The following is a 16,556-nucleotide window of genomic DNA, read 5'->3' as shown; positions in this document are numbered from 1 at the left end:
GTCATTTATGTCACCTATAAACAATTTTTGTTCAAGGATGGCGCAAAGATAGGGAATTCTGATTTAGGAGTTGGAAGCAATCAAATCAGTTTGATTACCGATTTAACTTAAAATCCTTCAAAAACACCCAATCCAAAAAGTGCAAAGTCATATTTAACAGGATCATTGGCATCAAGTAAACGCAAAGCGGAGTCGAGTTCGGCTAATGCTCTGGCATCATTTTGTTTTCGCGTAAGCAATCCTAATTTACGAGCTACATTACCCGAATGCACATCCAATGGGCACGAAAGTGCAGCAGGCGAAATACTTTTCCAAATACCAAAATCAACTCCAGCTTTATCATTTCGGCACATCCAACGTAAAAACATGTTGATTCGCTTGGCAGCGGAGCCTTGTATTGGATCGGAAACGTGTTTAGTAGTTCGGTGTTGATGCGGCATTTCAAAGAATAATTTCTTAAATTCGGCTATACTAAATTGCATGGATGTTACTTGTTGGTTTTTGGCAAAAGCCATTTCCAATCCGTTATGATTGGTATAAATATGTTCTAGCGATTTAATAAATGTTATAAAATCGTCGCTGTTGAAGGTACGATGCACAAATCCTTCCAAACTTTCTAATTGCGTTTCTGAATGACTCATGACAAAATCATAGGGAGAATTTCCCATCTTTTGCATCATTCTTTGGCTATTGTTGATAATCATTTTGCGATTTCCCCATGCGATTGTAGCGGTCAAAAATCCGGAAATTTCTATATCCTCTTTCAGTGTGAACTGATGTGGAATTTGAATAGGGTCACTATCAATAAATTTCGGATTATTATAAAGTAAAACCTTTTCATCCAAAAACTCTTTCAATTCATTCTTATTCATCACTACTCACTTTTTGAGCATAAAAACCATTACTCAAATCAATGCTTCTTTGTTGCGGAATAAAGAAAAATCCTTTATGAAAATAGTTTAGTTGCGTTTTGTTTACACATGGTAAATGACCATTTCCGGTTACCCAAAAGAATGAAGTGTCTATTGGTGAATGATAATGCATATTGCCAATACTGGTTTTTTTAAATTCGTTAGACCATTTCGAATTTGGTTCGGGAATGACAAAGTTTTTAAAATGAAAGGTAGTATTCTGTGTCAAAAATTTGTTTTTAGTTACATTATTAAAGGACATAGGATGTATAAGTATAATGGCAATAGCTATTATATTTAAGCCAAGTAAGCGTATTATTTGTTTTTGATTTGAAATAAAAAATGATAGGAACACCAACAAAAAAAATAGGCTAAAATAAATATAAAAACGGTATTGAGGAGAGCTAAATATCAACAAAAATACTACAATAATAAAGGCTAAATAAATCGTCCAAATTGACTTAACTAATCTTTTTTTGATAAGAACTATTGGTGTTATACCCATTATTAACAATGATGCTATAGCAATGTAACCGGATAATCCATTATCAAAAAAATACTTTTTAGTTATGGAAAGAACCGATGAATTATCAAAAGTTCCATACGGCATGTAAAAAGAGTGCAACATGCTTTTACTAAAGAAAAAATCCATGATGATACTTGGCACAGTATAATCGTATACATCAATTCTGAAACTTAATAACGGAAAAAGCGGATAGCCCGTAAGTATTGTGTTTTTTGAAAGAATCAAGATAAATACAAAACTGCCAATAAACGTAACTTTAAGAAATTGTTTTTTTAAAATTCTATGTTGTTTTATTAATATCATTAAAGGAAATAATAATAAAACAACAGCCGTAATCTTTATAAAAACAGCAAAAAAAGCCAAAACACTTACAATGATAAATTGATCTTTATTCGGTTCATTTTGCAAATACGCTGAAAATAAAATAAAACCAAAAACATAAATTGGCAAATCAGGCGAAGGTGCACTTATAAACTGAAAAAGGAATACGTAAGTCAATGGCAATAGACCAAAGACTAAATCCATTCTATTTCCTTTAGAAAAATAATAATTGAGTTTTTGAAATGCAAAAAAGTTTCCAATCAACAAGCAAAATCCGTTCAAGTCATTAAATCGGTCGTATAAAAAGGAAAAACTATAAATACTTTGTGTAATATGCCAACCGCTGGTTTGACCCAAAAACAAATGTAAATTGGCCAATCCTTTGACAAAACCATATTCATTCAACCATTTTATTGTTTGGATATAATAGCTTTCATTATCGATTATAAATGGCAAGGTAGAGCTTTGAGCTAAAATCAGTAGACTACTAATTACTAAAAAGATTTTAATTGGAATGGAAAGTAAGTTGATCTGACAATAAATCTCTTTTAAAAAAGAGGTTAAAGTTGCTTTGTTTTTATACCAAATTAGTAGCGATAAAATACACAAAACCAAATGGAAAGCAATATTAATAGGGCCAAAAAAAGCCCAAACAGTTGCTAGTAGTGTTACTGAAAACAATCCAAAAATAGTAGTTATAATGATTTCAAATTGTTGAAGGCGAACTATTTTGCACAAGACAATTCCAAATGAAATCGCTGTAAAAAAAATATAAAGCCAACTGATAAGAATAAGAATCATAGTATCACACAATTAGTCCATCTTTCATTACTAATTTTCTGTCGGCCATATTGGCAAAGTCTTCGTTGTGAGTAACAATTACAAAGGTCTGTCCAAATTCATCTCGTAATTTAAAAAACAATTGATGTAGGTTTTCTGCAGAAGCCGTATCTAAATTTCCTGAAGGTTCATCGGCAAAAATAACGGCAGGTTTGTTAATCAAAGCACGGGCTACCGCAACACGCTGTTGTTCACCTCCCGATAGCTCATTAGGTTTGTGGTTTATTCTTTCGGATAGACCTAAATAATCAAGTAATTTTTTGGCTTCTAATTCCGTTTCTGCTTTTTCTTTTCCAGCGATAAAAGCCGGAATACAAACATTTTCTAAAGCGGTAAATTCGGGTAAAAGCTGATGAAATTGAAAGATGAAACCTAAATATGCATTTCTAAACTTTGATAGTGCTTTGTCTTTCATTATCAATATGTTTTCACCATTTATTTCAAGCGATGTATCATTTACAATTTTTGGATTATCTAGTGTTCCCAGAATTTGAAGTAAAGTCGTTTTTCCGGCACCAGAAGCACCAACAATAGATACAATTTCCCCTTGCATAATAGTTAAATCTACACCTTTTAATACATGTAAGTGATCATAGTATTTATGGATGTTTTTAGCGACAATCATAGAAATTAATTTTTCACAAAGTAACAAAGTATTTTCTTTTATTGTGTCTTATACTTTTTAATTATGATTGAATAATAAATAAAGTTATGTTAAGAACATTTTTTTTGTTTAAATATTTATTACTTTTGTTAAACAAAATAATAAATACTTCTTATGAACACATCCATTGAAAAAGAATTATTTGAACTGATAGGCGACAATCATCAAATGACTTCTGCAGAAACACCCTTGCGACCAGACGCATTTATCAAAACAGATTTGCAAAAAATGTCAACTATCGAAAAACATTTTCATGCTATCATGGAAGAAATGGGTTTAGACATGACCGATGATAGCTTAAAAGGAACACCGCACCGAGTGGCAAAAATGTTTATACAAGAAATTTTCTCTGGTTTAAATCCAGCAAATAAGCCTAAAATTTCTGTTTTTGAAAACTCCTATAATTATGATAAAATGTTGGTTGAAGCAAATATTAGTTTCAATTCGACTTGTGAACATCACTTTTTGCCAATTATTGGTAAAGCACATATTGGATATGTATCAAGCGGAAAAGTAATTGGTTTATCAAAATTAAATAGAATTGTAGATTATTATTCGAGAAGACCTCAAGTACAAGAACGCTTAATCATGCAAATATTTAACGATTTAAAATCTGTTTTAGAGACAGATGATGTTATTGTTGTTATGGAAGCCAAACATTTATGTGTTTCGAGTAGAGGAATTAAAGATGAGAGCAGTTATACATCAACGATTCAGTATGGTGGAATATTTAACGAAAAAGAAAATCGAAACGATTTCTTTAATTTAATACAACAGGAAAAATAAAAGTTTTTTATTGGTTAGAGAATTTTTATGTTTGAAAGTCCCGAATTTATTCGGGATTTTCTTTTTTAGGTAGTACAAAACCCAAACCACAACTTCTGAGCATTTTCTTTTCGAAGGCCCAAAAAAAAGTGAATTGACCAAAAATGAAACCAAAACTAACTAATAGAACTTGGTATACTGGAAAAATAAGAATGATATATAAAGGATAATACTGCCAAGGATTTTCTTTGCTGATTCCAAATAGTGTCAAAATAGGTTTTGAAAGATATGCGGCACTTGAACCTGTCATAGCAAAAACCAAAAGTATGACAAAAGCTTGCCAATTCGATTTTATATTCCAACGCTCTTTAAAACTTGCCATACACTAAATTTTTACAAATATAATAGATTATGGTCTTGGTACAAATCCGCCCAATTGTTGTTTATTGGTAATCTGAAAAAAGATCATATAATTGTAAATCAAATAGTTTACTTCGTAGCCATAATGAATATTGTGGTTGTAATCAATTCTTAGTTCATATAAATTAGGATTATAAAGCTGAGGTTGCGATGCTCTATTATTCCACTCGGTTACATACATTTGATTGCGACCTTCTAGATAACTTTCTGAATAAAAACCTCTAGGCTTTGCATTTCCAGCTAGCCACGAATTAAAACCTGGATCAATGATAATGACTTCATATCCTAAAGAATCATTTGCAATTCTCACAACATCAGAGGATTTTGAGGTACCCGATTTTTTTGCTTTAGAAACGATGTTTTTATCAAAATGACAGGAAGCAAATGAAATAATTAAAATAAATGATAGTACTATCTTTTTCATAATCTTTATGTTGGTATAAAATTACTAAAAACAAACTACCGTAGTTTTAATTTTAACATAAAAAAAACCACGCCATAACGTGGTTTTTAAAATATCTAGAGAGCAATATTATACTTTTTCCGTTTTCAACAAGCTAATAATTTGTTCCGCTAATTCTGTCCCAATTCGATCTTGTGCTTCCAATGTTGCAGCCCCAATATGTGGTGTTAACGAGATTTTTGGATGCATCAAAATCTGTATTTCTGGTGTTGGTTCGTTTTCAAAAACGTCCAATCCAGCAAACAATACTTTGTCTGAATCTAAAGCAGCAATCAAAGCTACTTCATCAATTACACCACCACGGGCGCAATTCACTATACCCACGTTATCTTTCATCTGCGCAAATTCGTCAGCACCAATCACATATCCTTCCTGTGCTGGAACATGGAGTGTAATAAAATCAGCGTGTTTGAATACATCTTCCATTGGTTCGGTTTCAAATTCCACATGGATAAACTGTCCGTTGTAAAAATCAACTTTTACTTCGGCTTTATCCACAAATTTATCGGCCGCAATTACTTTCATTCCAAGTCCAAGCGCCATTTTTGCCACCGCTTGACCAATGCGTCCAAAACCAATAATTCCTAATGTTTTTCCACGCAATTCTATTCCGTTGGCATACGCTTTTTTCAATCCATCAAAGTTAGTATCACCTTCTAAAGGCATATTTCTATTCGAATCTTGCAAGAAACGAACGCCTGTAAACAAATGCGCAAATACCAATTCGGCCACACTTTCAGAAGAAGAAGCGGGTGTATTAATTACGTGTATTCCTTTTGCACGTGCATAATCCACATCAATATTATCCATACCAACACCACCGCGACCGATGATTTTTAGACTCGGACAATTATCAATTATGTCTTTTCGAACCTTGGTAGCACTTCTCACAAGGATAACAGCTACGTTATTTTCGTTTATATAATTGGCTACTTGTTCTTGTGCGACCTTGGTGGTTATTACTTCAAAACCACCTTTTTCTAAGGCTTTGATTCCGCTATCTGACATTCCGTCGTTGGCTAATACTTTCATTTTATTTATGCTGAATTTAGTTCAGCATCTTTCGATGCTTATTATTTTATTTTTAAATATGTTAAGTGTAATTTTTTAAAGCATCTTTCTATACTTTTTTATTATTAATTTTATGAGCAAATCCCGCTATTCGTTGCAATCTTTTTTGTTTAGCACTTTTGTCATTCCGTCTCGTCTTTTTTGACGAGAGAGGAATCTCAACAAAAAAGGATTTCCACTACTATCGGGGCTAGTTATTCTGCTAACTGCGACTGAACACTAACTACTTCTTCCAACTCTTTCATCACATCCACCAAAACCTGTACACTTTCTAATGGCAACGCATTATACATAGAAGCTCTGTAACCACCAACAGAACGATGTCCTGGTAAACCAGAAATTCCGGCTTCTTTCCACATTTTGTCAAAAGTCTCTTGATTTTCTTCGTCAACCAATAAAAAGGTAGCATTCATAGTACTTCTGTCTTTTTTATCAGCTGTTCCAATGAATAATGGATTTCTGTCTATTTCGTTGTAAAGTAAGTTGGCCTTAGCTTCGTTTATCTTTTCTATAGCAGCAATTCCGCCTTGTTTTTTCAACCATTGCAAGGTTAAAAGACAAGTATAAACCGCAAAAACAGCTGGTGTATTGTACATACTTTCCGCTTTAATGTGTTTTTCATAATCCAAAATACTTGGAATAGTTCTGCCCGATTTGCCTAGAATTTCATCTTTAACTACCACCAAAGTTGTTCCCGCCGCACCCATATTTTTCTGAGCACCGGCATAAATCAAATCAAATTTTGAGAAATCTAATGTTCTCGAAAAAATATCCGAACTCATATCACAAACTACAGGAACATCTGTAATTGGGAATGATTTCATTTGCGTTCCAAAAATCGTATTGTTACTGGTGCAGTGAAAATAATTCGCATCTGCAGGAATTGTATAATCGGTTGGAATATGATTGTAGTTTTGTTCTTTTGATGAAGCAACAACTACAGTTTCTCCAAATAGTTTTGCTTCTTTGATAGCGTTATTTGCCCAAGTTCCAGTGTCTAAATACGCCGCTTTTCCATCAACTTTCATCAAGTTGTATGGCACCATCAAAAACTCCAAACTTGCTCCACCTTGAAGAAACAACGCCTGATACCCTTTGCCTTCCAAACCTAAAAGTTCTAACGCCAAAGCTCTCGCTTCATCCATGACGGCAACAAAATCCTTACTTCTATGCGAAATTTCAAGAATGGATAATCCTGAATTATTAAAATCTAAAACAGCTTGTGCTGATTTTTCAAAAACTTCTTGAGGTAAAATGCAGGGACCAGCGCTGTAGTTGTGTTTTTTCATTTTATTCTGAATTTATTTCAGAATCTTTTATTATCTGAAATGCTGTTATTTTAAAAAATTAAAGTGCAAATTTCGGAAATAGGGAATAGATAAACGATTTAAAATAATCGTTAATGGGTACATCTTATCAACGAAAACGATTTAGTTTATAAAAATTGATTACTTAAAGTTTATTCAAAAACAATAAAGTATCCACATTGTCAGCGTAATCCCAAAGTTCGGGTTGTTGTGTTTTTCCGAATGGAATACTGTTTTCAATAACACCATTTGAAACAACACACTGAATTTGGTCTGCATCCTTTTCCAATTGTTTTTTGATGTCTTCAATATTTTCATATCGTTCATAAAACACAGAGGAAATAGGAGAGGCGTAACTTATATCTTCCTTTAAAGTTAGAAATTCATTATCCAATAATTTGAAATTACTCATTAGGAAAACGGCTTTGTTATAGTCGTAATTGTTAGAGTATTTCTCGTAAAATATAACATCTTTGTATTCATAAATGGCTTTAAAGAACGCATCGAAATTATAATCCTTTGGCACAAATAACTTAGAAACATTGCGGCAACCTAAACCAAAATAACGGAAAATGTCTTCACCAAGATTGACCAAATCTTCTTGGGTTTCTTTACCGTTTAAAACCGCAACCGAATTTCTGTTTTTGCGAATAATATTTGGTTTGTCTTTAAAATAATATTCAAAATAACGCGCTGTGTTGTTACTTCCAGTAGCAATAACGGCATCAAAATTTTCTAATTTACCGTCGGTAAACGTGATGCGATTTTCAATTTCGGGATTAAAAGCTATTAAATATTTGGCTAAAAATTTAATGAGATGTTGGTCATTAGAGGAAGTTTTTACCAAAACGTTGTGACCTGAAATCAAAACAGAAAGAAAATCGTGAAAGCCAACTAGTGGAATATTCCCAGCCAAAATTAACCCAACTGTTTTAGGTTTAACTTCAGATAAGTCGTAGGATGATAACCATTTGTCTAAATTATCTTCTCCTAACGCTTCCGACCATGACTGAATGGCAAAGTGAACTTGCTCTGGTGTGAACCATCCATTATGAGATTGAGAAAGTTGAATTAAATCTTTAAATTTGTCAAAAAACAAATCATTATGAAGTACTGTTTCATCTTTGGTGTTTTTATCTAATGAAAATTGGCTTAAAAACTTTCCTAATGCAACAAAACATTTTTTTTTCTCGATTTGTAACATTTGTTTACTTGTTTATGAAAGGTTTTGATTGTAATTTTGCACAAAAATAAGATAATAGAAAATAGAATAAAGGGAAAAGTATTAATTTTCATTTTTATGGTCTAAATTCTATTTTCTTTTATCTAAAATAAAAAATATGGCAATCATTATAACAGACGAATGTATCAACTGCGGAGCTTGTGAACCTGAGTGTCCGAATACAGCAATATATGAAGGTGCGGATGACTGGAGGTACAAGGATGGAACCAAACTTAGAGGAAAAGTAATTTTGCCTGATGGTACCGAAGTTGATTCAGATGCAGCCCAAACTCCAATTTCAGACGACATTTATTATATAGTACCAGGAAAATGTACCGAGTGCAAAGGGTTTCACGATGAACCGCAATGTGCAGCTGTTTGTCCGGTAGACTGTTGCGTGCCCGATGATAATCATGTAGAAAGCGAGGAAACGCTACTTAATAGGCAATCATTTTTGCATAATATTTAGTTTTAAGAGGAGAATCGAGACCATATTTCGAACTGTATGAAGTGCATCGTACTAAAAGCCACGTGACTTCAATTAATTTAGCTTTAGCGAAACACTAAAAAAATTTCAAATCCTGAGTTTAGAGTTCAGGATTTTTTATTCATTGTTGTCCAAACTTTAAATTAGTTACATTTTATAATCTTTTTTGTTAAATTTGTTTACTTCCGAATTAAATATGAAAAAAATTATTGTTTTTATTTTATTCTTCTTTAATACAGTTGTGTTTTCTCAAAACAAAGAAAAAACAATTGAGTTAGAAGAAAAAACAATTGTTTTAATCGATGTTGATACGGAACTGCCTATTCAAGACGCCACCGTTTTTATATCAAAAACGAAACAATCTTTGTTAAGTAATGAAGACGGAATAGTGAGTTTTATTTTGAATGGAATATCCAATATTCAAATAACACATTCTTCTTATAATTTGGTTAAATTCAAATCAAACTTTCTAAAGCAGAAAAAAAATGTAATTTATTTAAAAACTAGTGTCACCGGACTTGATGAGATTATTATAACCAAACAACATCCTCAAAAAATACTAAAAGACATCGTTGATAATTCCATAAATAAATTGACAATTCCTGCAAGATTAAAGGTTTATTCGAGAGAGTTTTTTAAACTCAATGGAACCAATTCGTATTACAATGATGGTCTTTTGAATTTTCAGTTATTTGGAACAAAAAAAAAATTTAAAACAGATATATTAATAGAACAAAATAGGTCATACGGTTTGTTAAATGAAGAAATTAGAAATGATGTTTTGGGGTATAATCTTAATAATATTATGCAGAATTATTATAATTTCAAATACTTGAATCCAATATTAGAACCAAAAGCAAAGAAAAAGTATGATTTTTTAATCAAGTCGTATACAAAAAATGATGATTATTATTTGATGACAATAACGCCAGTTGATAATGTAGAAGAAATGTTAGATGATTATACAATACTCTATGACAGAAAAAAGAAACTAATAATAGAAGCGAGTTCCTTTGTTTCTGCTATGACTATTGCAAAAATAAAAGATAAAACTTCTGTAGGATCTAAGAATATATACAAATCGTTATTTAAAACAATTTATAGACAGGACAATTCCAATTATTATTTAGTATGTTCTAAAGAAGAAATTGGATTTGAACGTATCGATAAAAAAAATGTAAAATCAGATATCGAAATAAAAAATTATTTTATTATAAACAATTTTAGCACACATAATTTCACTTATAAAGACAGCGAAGTCTTTAAAGAAAAAACACTTTATAATATTAAAAACTCCATTCTCACCAATTACTGGGATTTTTCTGGATTAACTCCAACGGAAGAGGAAGAAGCCATTATTTCAAGCCTCGAGTTTAGACCGTAACGTACTTAATTTAGTAGCTTTTGTAACTTGATTATATTACGCTATATTTGCACACTTTTAAAACAAAATCTTCAGATGAAACGCTGTAGCGTTACATATCACAAATAAAAAATCAATATCAAAAAGATATGAAAGCAGGAATTGTAGGATTGCCCAATGTTGGAAAATCAACCTTATTTAATTGTTTGTCAAATGCCAAAGCGCAAAGCGCCAATTTTCCATTTTGTACTATCGAGCCAAATATAGGTGTAGTAAATGTTCCAGACCCGAGAATTAACCGTTTGGAAGAATTGGTGAAACCAGAACGTGTTCAAATGGCTACAGTTGATATCGTTGATATCGCTGGTTTAGTTAAAGGGGCAAGTAAAGGGGAAGGTTTAGGAAATCAGTTCTTAGCAAACATCAGAGAATGTAATGCGATTATTCATGTATTGCGTTGTTTTGATAACGATAATATTATTCACGTAGATGGGAACGTAAATCCGATTCGTGATAAAGAAACCATTGATATCGAATTACAGCTAAAAGATTTAGAAACCGTTGAAAAACGTTTAGAAAAAGTAAACCGCGCAGCTAAAACTGGAAACAAAGAAGCGCAAACGGAAAAAGCACTTTTAGATCGAATCCGTGAAAATTTATTGCAAGCAAAATCAGCAAGAACAGTTATTGCTCAAAATAATGATGAAGAAGTGTTATTAGAAGATTTTCAACTAATAACGAACAAACCGGTTTTATACGTTTGTAATGTAGATGAAGATTCGGCTGCAACCGGAAACAAATACGTTGAACAAGTTCGAGAATTGGTAAAAGACGAAAACGCTGAAGTTATTGTTTTGGCAGTTGGTACCGAAGCAGATATAACCGAATTAGAAACCTATGAAGAACGTCAAATGTTTCTCGAGGATTTAGGGTTGAAAGAACCTGGCTCTGCAGTTTTAATTCGTGCAGCTTATAAATTATTAAAGCAACAAACCTATTTTACAGCAGGAGTTAAAGAAGTTCGCGCTTGGACTATCAATATTGGCGATACTGCACCCAAAGCTGCGGGCGTGATTCACACTGATTTTGAAAAAGGATTTATTCGTGCCGAAGTAATTGCTTTTGAGGATTACTCCAATTTAGGTTCTGAAAGTAAAGCAAAAGAAGCAGGAAAACTTAGAGTGGAAGGAAAAGAATATATAGTAAAAGATGGTGATGTGATGCATTTCCGTTTCAATGTGTAAAAATAATAACGAACCTAATTTCTAAAACAAGTAAATAAACATGCAGGTTTTTTTGTTTGTTACGTTTTCTTTTCTTTACTTTATGTCCCAACTCTAAATAATTTACGCTATGAAATTTAAACAATTAATTATTGATAAATTAAATAATCAAAAAATTATTGCAAACCCTAATGGTTTAGAGGCGAATGATGTTAATTTAGTTTTAGCTTTCGCTCAAAGAACTCTTCTCGACGAAACTTTACCTTACCAAAAATTAAAAGAAAGATATCCTATCGCTGATATTGTATTGTGTTCTTCTTCTGGACAAATTTCTAATGAATGTAATATTGAAAATGATATTGTTGTAACAGCCATTTCATTTGAAAAAACAAAAGTAAAAACTACACAAATCGATATTATATTAAACAGTGACCTTAACGATTTAGGCGAAAAAATTAAGAATGATTTATTATCTGAAGATTTAAAATCTATACTAATTTTATCCGAAGGAAGTTTAGTTAATGGAACTGAATTGATTAATGAATTAATAGCGCAAACCAATAAATCAATTCCAATTTTTGGTGGTTTAGCCGGTGATGAATATAATTTTGAAAAAACAATTGTTGGATTAAATGCTGATGCAACCCCAGGGAAGATAGTAGCAGTAGGATTTTACGGGAATAATATTCATTTTGATTACGCTTCAGAAGGTGGTTGGGGTGATTTTGGTCCTGAGAGAGAAGTTACTTTGTCTGATAAAAATGTTTTATACAAAATAGGTGACCGTTTTGCATTAGATTTATACAAAGAATACTTGGGTAAATACGCCGAAGAATTGCCTAGTTCCTCATTATATTTTCCGCTTTCGATGAAAGAAAATGCCGAGTCAGCAACAGTAGTTAGGACAATTTTATCGATAAATGAAGAAAATAAATCAATGACTTTTGCAGGTAATATTCCACAAGGTTCAATGGTAAGATTGATGAAGGGAAATATCGATAAATTGATTGATGCTGCATCAAATGCGGCTTATAAAATTAAGAAGAGATCTACTAACAGAAATCAATTAGCACTTTTGATTAGTTGTGTAGGCAGAAGAATTGTTTTAGGCGAAAGAATAGAAGAGGAACTTGAAGTAATTCGTGATGAATTTGGAGAAAACACTCTTTTATGTGGTTTTTATTCCTATGGAGAAATTTCTCCAACTTTGAAGAATGTAGCTTGTGAACTTCACAATCAAACCATGACAATAACCACAATCTATGAGGATTAATAGTTAAATGGATAAACCAAATATACATCGTCATCTTGGTCGTCAAATAGATAAATTTTTATCTGAAGAGACCATTAATAAAAGTCCTGAATTATCTGCTTTTATTGATGTCATTAATCAAACGTATTTAAATTATGAAAAAGATGCCGAGTTGTTTGAGCAATCCACTCGTTTAAATGACAAAGAATATTCTGAAATCAATTTAAAGTTAAAAGAAGAAATAGATAAAAGAGATATTTTTCAAAAAAAGTTGGTTGAAGCTATTAATCAACTTAATGTAGATGGCAAAAAGTTAAAAGGAGATGATAATTTATTCGACTTAATTAAAATTCTTAATCGAGAAATAGAAATTAAAAAAGAGTTTCAAAAACAGTTAAACGAATCTAAGATAATTGCTGAAAATGCTAATGAAGCTAAATCGGAGTTTTTATCTATAATGAGCCATGAAATTAGAACACCACTCAATGCAATTATAGGTTTAGTTTATATCATGGAAAAAGAAAACTCATTGCAAAGTTTCCAAGAAAATATTGAAGTTTTAAAAAATTCAGCACAAAACTTATTTTTATTAATCAATGATATTTTGGACTTCAATAAAATTGAAGCTGGTAAAATAGATATCGAGAGAATTCCTTTTAATTTGATTGTATTAACCAATCAAATTGCAAAATCAATGCAAGCAAGAGCTTCTGAAAACCTCAATAAAATAGAAGTAATTGTTCCAGATAATTTTGTGCCAAATTTAATAAGCGATCCGTTGCGAATGAACCAGATCATTACAAACTTAGTTTCAAATGCTATCAAATTTACAAAAAACGGAACCATAAAAATTAAACTAAATCAATTAGGAGTTTTTGACAATTTATCGACCTTCAAAGTTGAAATAATTGACACGGGAATAGGGATTGAAAAGGAAAAATTCAATACCATTTTTGAAAAATTTTCTCAAGCCGAAACAAGAACTTCTAGACAATTTGGAGGAACTGGATTAGGACTTTCTATTACCAAAAAATTACTAAATCTATTAGGTACTGATATTTTGGTTGAAAGTGAAATTGGAGTAGGTACAAATTTTAATTTCACATTACAACTTCCTATCGATCTAAAATTTACACCAGTTAATACAAATGATTTACATGAAAATTATAAAGTAGAAAATCTAAAAGGATTAAAAGTTTTATTAGTAGAAGATAATTTAATCAACATCAAAATTGCCCACAAAATTATGACTCAGTGGGATGTTGAAGTAGATTTAGCAGAAAATGGACTTGTGGGTGTTGAAAAATTTAATGCTCATAAATACGATGTCATTTTAATGGATTTATCAATGCCCGTAATGGATGGTTACGAAGCCACAACGATAATCAGAGAAAAGGATAAATTAATTCCTATTGTTGCACTTACGGCATCGGCTTCTTTTGGTTATTTAGATCGAGCACTTCAAATAGGTATTAATGAATACATCATAAAACCATTCAACCCAAATGAACTTAATATGAAATTAAAAAAATATTATCGACTTTGACTCTGTCTCATTTTTGTCAAAAACATTCTTAATAACTTCTCAAAATATCATTATAAAAATCATTCGATTACCATTATATTAGCACACTAGAGCTTTATGCAAAAAAGTATAAGCATAACTAAACGGCGTTAAAATCGATTGTTTTATAATGCAAGAACAAAACCAATATACCGAAGACAATATTCGTTCACTCGACTGGAAAGAACACATCCGAATGCGTCCCGGAATGTACATCGGGAAACTCGGTGACGGTTCTTCTCCCGATGATGGGATTTATATTCTTCTGAAAGAAACCATCGACAACTGTATCGATGAGTTTGTTATGGGTGCAGGAAAAGTAATTGAAGTCACTATTAAAGACAAAATGGTTACCGTTCGCGATTATGGTCGTGGAATTCCACTGGGTAAAGTGGTGGATGTCGTTTCCAAAATGAATACCGGCGGAAAATATGACTCTAAAGCATTTAAGAAATCCGTTGGTTTAAATGGTGTTGGTACCAAAGCCGTAAATGCATTGTCGAACTATTTTCGTGTGGAATCCGTTCGCGATAACCAACAAAAAGCAGCTGAATTTTGTGCCGGAAATTTAACAATCGATGAAGAGGTTGTCGAATCGACCAAACGAAGAGGAACCAAAGTTTCGTTCGTTGCCGATGAAACTATTTTCAAAAATTACAAATACCGTAATGAGTACATCATCAAGATGCTCAAAAATTACTGTTATTTAAATCGAGGTTTAACCATTTATTACAACGGAGAAAAATACATTTCTGAGTATGGCCTAAAAGATTTATTGGAAGAAACGATTTCAGAAGATGACATGCAATATCCGGTAATTCACCTTGAAGGCGATGATATCGAAATTGCTTTAACTCACAGTAAATCGCAATATTCAGAAGAATACCATTCCTTTGTAAACGGACAAAACACCACGCAAGGCGGAACACATTTAGGCGCTTTCCGTGAAGCGATTGTCAAAACCATCAAAGAGTTTTACAACAAACCTTTTGAAGCTTCTGATATTCGTAAATCTATTGTATCAGCTGTAGCGGTAAAAGTTGAAGAACCGGTTTTCGAATCGCAAACCAAAACCAAATTGGGTTCAACAGAAATTGGTCCGAATGGTCCATCGGTTAGAACTTTTGTCAATGATTTTATCAAAACCAAACTCGATAACTATTTACATAAAAACCCAGAAGTTGCCGATTTGTTATTACGCAAAATTCTACAAGCCGAACGCGAGCGTAAAGAACTTTCCGGAATCCGTAAACTAGCCAAAGACCGAGCCAAGAAATCAAGTTTACATAATAAAAAACTCCGTGATTGCCGAGTGCATTTAACTGATGCCAAAAACCCGCGAAGTTTAGAAAGTACGCTTTTTATCACCGAGGGAGATTCGGCTTCGGGTTCGATCACCAAAAGTCGCGATGTCAACACACAAGCAGTATTCAGTTTGCGTGGAAAACCCCTGAATTCGTATGGAATGTCGAAGAAAATTGTGTATGAAAACGAAGAATTCAATTTGCTACAAGCCGCTTTGGATATTGAGGAAGACATGGGCGATTTGCGTTATAACAATATTGTAATTGCCACTGATGCCGATGTCGATGGCATGCACATTCGATTATTATTGATTACGTTTTTCTTGCAATTTTTCCCTGAATTAATTAAAGACGGCCACTTATACATTTTACAAACACCATTATTCCGAGTGCGAAATAAAAAAGAAACGATTTATTGTTACAGCGAAGAAGAAAGAGTAAATGCTATTGAAAAATTAAAACCAAAACCAGAAATTACGCGATTCAAAGGATTGGGAGAGATTTCACCCGATGAGTTTAAGAATTTCATTGGCGAAAGCATACGTTTGGATCCTGTGATGTTAGATAAAGCTACATCAATTGAAACATTGTTAGAATTTTATATGGGCAAAAACACACCTGATAGACAAACGTTTATTATCAATAACTTGAAAGTGGAATTGGATGTGGTGGAGAAGTGATTGTAGCACAAAGTAACACGATGTTAAGCACAAAGTCACACAAAGAAATAAAAAAATCATTGAGAAACATAGTGTAAAACTTAGTGTAACATTGTGCTACAAAAAAATAAATAAAAAAACATTGAGAAACATAGTGTAAAACTTAGTGTAACATTGTGCTACAAAATAAAATG

15 protein-coding genes are annotated in these 16,556 nt (G+C 32.3%); 7 read left to right on the top strand and 8 right to left on the bottom strand.

Annotation, left to right across the window (positions count from 1 at the left end):
* Window positions 1–107: 107 nt before the first annotated feature.
* The 3 genes from ACIQ2L_RS09135 to ACIQ2L_RS09125 are packed head-to-tail and all read right to left on the bottom strand — an operon-like array spanning window position 108 to window position 3,223.
* Window positions 108–872, bottom strand: a complete 765-nt coding sequence (locus ACIQ2L_RS09135; RefSeq protein ID WP_396157999.1) for a TIGR02757 family protein — start codon at window positions 870–872, stop codon at window positions 108–110.
* Window positions 865–2,559, bottom strand: a complete 1,695-nt coding sequence (locus ACIQ2L_RS09130; RefSeq protein ID WP_396157997.1) for an LIC_10190 family membrane protein — start codon at window positions 2,557–2,559, stop codon at window positions 865–867. Before ACIQ2L_RS09130 ends, ACIQ2L_RS09135 begins: the two co-directional genes overlap by 8 nt.
* 4 nt (window positions 2,560–2,563) lie before the next feature.
* On the bottom strand, window positions 2,564–3,223 hold the full coding sequence (locus ACIQ2L_RS09125) for an ABC transporter ATP-binding protein (protein ID WP_396157994.1): 660 nt from the start codon (window positions 3,221–3,223) through the stop codon (window positions 2,564–2,566).
* 153 nt (window positions 3,224–3,376) lie between these two features.
* Between ACIQ2L_RS09125 and folE the strand changes: the two genes are divergently transcribed.
* Window positions 3,377–4,048 carry a GTP cyclohydrolase I FolE gene (gene folE / locus ACIQ2L_RS09120; protein WP_396157991.1) on the top strand — a complete coding sequence of 224 codons (672 nt, stop codon included), beginning with the start codon at window positions 3,377–3,379 and terminating at the stop codon, window positions 4,046–4,048.
* Between the two features lie 46 nt (window positions 4,049–4,094).
* Here the strand turns inward: folE and ACIQ2L_RS09115 are convergent, their stop codons facing one another.
* From ACIQ2L_RS09115 to ACIQ2L_RS09095, 5 genes are all read right to left on the bottom strand, one after another.
* Window positions 4,095–4,409 carry a DUF6787 family protein gene (locus ACIQ2L_RS09115; protein WP_396157989.1) on the bottom strand — a complete coding sequence of 105 codons (315 nt, stop codon included), beginning with the start codon at window positions 4,407–4,409 and terminating at the stop codon, window positions 4,095–4,097.
* Between the two features lie 27 nt (window positions 4,410–4,436).
* Window positions 4,437–4,871, bottom strand: a complete 435-nt coding sequence (locus ACIQ2L_RS09110; RefSeq protein WP_396157986.1) for a DUF6146 family protein — start codon at window positions 4,869–4,871, stop codon at window positions 4,437–4,439.
* A gap of 108 nt (window positions 4,872–4,979) precedes the next feature.
* Window positions 4,980–5,942, bottom strand: a complete 963-nt coding sequence (locus ACIQ2L_RS09105; protein WP_396157984.1) for a D-2-hydroxyacid dehydrogenase — start codon at window positions 5,940–5,942, stop codon at window positions 4,980–4,982.
* 233 nt (window positions 5,943–6,175) lie between these two features.
* Entirely contained in the window at window positions 6,176–7,270 is a 1,095-nt protein-coding gene (gene serC / locus ACIQ2L_RS09100) for a 3-phosphoserine/phosphohydroxythreonine transaminase (RefSeq protein ID WP_396157982.1), read from the bottom strand.
* A 163-nt stretch (window positions 7,271–7,433) separates the two neighbouring features.
* Window positions 7,434–8,492, bottom strand: a complete 1,059-nt coding sequence (locus ACIQ2L_RS09095; RefSeq protein WP_396157980.1) for an acyl-CoA reductase — start codon at window positions 8,490–8,492, stop codon at window positions 7,434–7,436.
* A 136-nt stretch (window positions 8,493–8,628) separates the two neighbouring features.
* On the opposite strand from ACIQ2L_RS09095, the gene ACIQ2L_RS09090 reads away from it, so the two are divergent.
* The 6 genes from ACIQ2L_RS09090 (at window position 8,629) to ACIQ2L_RS09065 (ending at window position 16,383) form a co-directional block, all read left to right on the top strand.
* On the top strand, window positions 8,629–8,979 hold the full coding sequence (locus tag ACIQ2L_RS09090; RefSeq protein ID WP_396157978.1) for a 4Fe-4S dicluster domain-containing protein: 351 nt from the start codon (window positions 8,629–8,631) through the stop codon (window positions 8,977–8,979).
* 214 nt (window positions 8,980–9,193) lie between these two features.
* On the top strand, window positions 9,194–10,381 hold the full coding sequence (locus ACIQ2L_RS09085) for a hypothetical protein (protein ID WP_396157976.1): 1,188 nt from the start codon (window positions 9,194–9,196) through the stop codon (window positions 10,379–10,381).
* A gap of 128 nt (window positions 10,382–10,509) precedes the next feature.
* Complete coding sequence (gene ychF / locus ACIQ2L_RS09080; RefSeq protein WP_396157974.1) at window positions 10,510–11,604, top strand: redox-regulated ATPase YchF; 1,095 nt, start codon at window positions 10,510–10,512, stop codon at window positions 11,602–11,604.
* A 109-nt stretch (window positions 11,605–11,713) separates the two neighbouring features.
* Entirely contained in the window at window positions 11,714–12,856 is a 1,143-nt protein-coding gene (locus ACIQ2L_RS09075) for an FIST signal transduction protein (protein WP_396157972.1), read from the top strand.
* 7 nt (window positions 12,857–12,863) lie between these two features.
* Window positions 12,864–14,381 carry an ATP-binding protein gene (locus ACIQ2L_RS09070; protein WP_396157970.1) on the top strand — a complete coding sequence of 506 codons (1,518 nt, stop codon included), beginning with the start codon at window positions 12,864–12,866 and terminating at the stop codon, window positions 14,379–14,381.
* 148 nt (window positions 14,382–14,529) lie between these two features.
* Complete coding sequence (locus ACIQ2L_RS09065; protein ID WP_396157968.1) at window positions 14,530–16,383, top strand: DNA topoisomerase IV subunit B; 1,854 nt, start codon at window positions 14,530–14,532, stop codon at window positions 16,381–16,383.
* Window positions 16,384–16,556: the final 173 nt, after the last annotated feature.

This window comes from Flavobacterium sp. (assembly GCF_044369455.1).
GTDB lineage: Bacteria > Bacteroidota > Bacteroidia > Flavobacteriales > Flavobacteriaceae > Flavobacterium.
This window is presented reverse-complemented; position numbering and strand designations above follow the sequence as displayed.